This window comes from Actinocorallia libanotica (assembly GCF_039525175.1).
GTDB classification, from domain to species: Bacteria; Actinomycetota; Actinomycetes; order Streptosporangiales; family Streptosporangiaceae; genus Actinocorallia; species Actinocorallia libanotica.
In genome coordinates, this window is record NZ_BAAAHH010000099.1 from 1 (window position 1) to 1,534 (window position 1,534).

Here is a 1,534-nt window from a genome sequence, read left to right on the forward strand (position 1 = left end):
CGTCGCTGACGGCGGAGGCCTCAGCGTCGTAGCTCCAGTTGACGCCGGCGCTGGTGACGCCGCGCCACTGGTCGGTGGTGATGTTCTCTACGCGGGAGATGCGCCGGAACGGGTTGAGGCTGCCCTGGGCGGTGAGGATGATCGTCGGGTCGATCAGCACCGGCACGCCGTACCCGCCGGCGGTGTCGACGCCACCGGACATGGCGCGGGCCTCGGTGAAGGCGTTGACCGCCCGCGCCTCCTCGTTGGTGAGGACGGGCTGGGTCTGGGTGACGAGCTTCTGCCACGCGCTGCGGTAGTTCTCGTGCTCGCTCAGCAGCATCATCCGCGCGACGACGGCCGGGTCGTAGTCGGGGCCGCGGTGGCGCAGCAGGTACTCCACCTGCTCCAGCTGCCCGTCGTCCAGGTGGCGGACGTGGTCGCGGACGTCCATGACGGCCAGCGCCCGGTCGCGGACCTCGCCGCGGCCCAGGCGCCGCACGTCCGTCCCGTCCCACGGGGTGACCTTGCGGGCGACCTGGGTGGAGCGCCACCTCTCCCGGGAGGCGCGCAGCCGCTCGGTGCGCTCGCCCTGCTCGCGCTCTTCGCGCTCGCGCTGCTCGGCGGCGGTGCGCTCGGCGGTCTCGGCCTCGGTCAGCTCGTTGTCGCGCTGGGCCAGCTCGGCCTCCAGCCACTCCCACTCGCCGCGGGCGTCGCCGGTCAGGTCGCCGTCCCCGGCGGCGGTGTCCAGCTCCTGCAGACGGGAGCGGATCTCCGCGATGCGCGAGCGGATCTCTTCGATGGTCATGCTCGGCTCCTTGCCGCGTCGTGAATCGTCAGGCGGCGGCGTCGTGCCGCTGCCGAGATCCCGTCGACGTGGCGAGCCGGTGCATCACCGGGTGCCGGGGCCATCGGGTCGGGCGTGTGCTTGGCGGTCGCGGGCTCCGCGTCTGCGGAGGTGCGAAGGCCGTGCATCGCCCGGAAGGCTGCAAATGATCGTACAAGGTCGGCGCGCTCTGCGCTGTCCTGGACGGCGAGCTGTTCCATCAGCCAGTCCGCCCCGGAGCGCAGGCCCGCGGTCGCGTCCGGGTTGGCCGGCCACGTCACCGGCCCGGCCTCGTACAGGCGGACCTCCTCCACGGTCCGCTCCGGGATGCCGTCGGGGTTGTAGTCCGAAGGGCCCGGGTCGTAGTCCCAGGACTCGCGCACCACGTCGAACATGAAGCTGCTGCCGTAGGCGCCGGCCTGCAGGCCGGGCACCAGGTCCCGGTTGTAGCTGGTGTCCAGCAGCGGCACCTCCATGTACGGGGAGGTCTCCCGCTCCTCCAGGCGCGCGGGCACCCCGAGGACCTTCTGGTGGATCGTCATGTCCCGGCCGTGGTTGAACAACACCTTCAGGCCGGCGCCGTTGTTGCGGATGGTCCGCTTGAACGAGCCCTTGATGGTCCGCTCCAGGAAGCGGCCCTCCCACAGGGAGTCGATCTCATACCAGGTGTCGAAGCGGGAGAACTCAACGGTCATCACCGGCATGGCGTCGGCGTCGCTCTCGGCGCGC

Annotated in this window: 1 protein-coding gene and 1 pseudogene; both read right to left on the minus strand. The window is 71.5% G+C overall.

What is annotated here, in order from left to right; translation table 11 throughout:
* Positions 1 to 787, minus strand: a pseudogene (locus ABD140_RS39765) (hypothetical protein); the annotation flags it as partial.
* The coding region (locus tag ABD140_RS39770) for an HK97 family phage prohead protease (protein WP_344248228.1) at positions 784 to 1,534 on the minus strand (751 nt) is incomplete at its 5' end. The gene ABD140_RS39770 and the pseudogene ABD140_RS39765, both read right to left, overlap by 4 nt.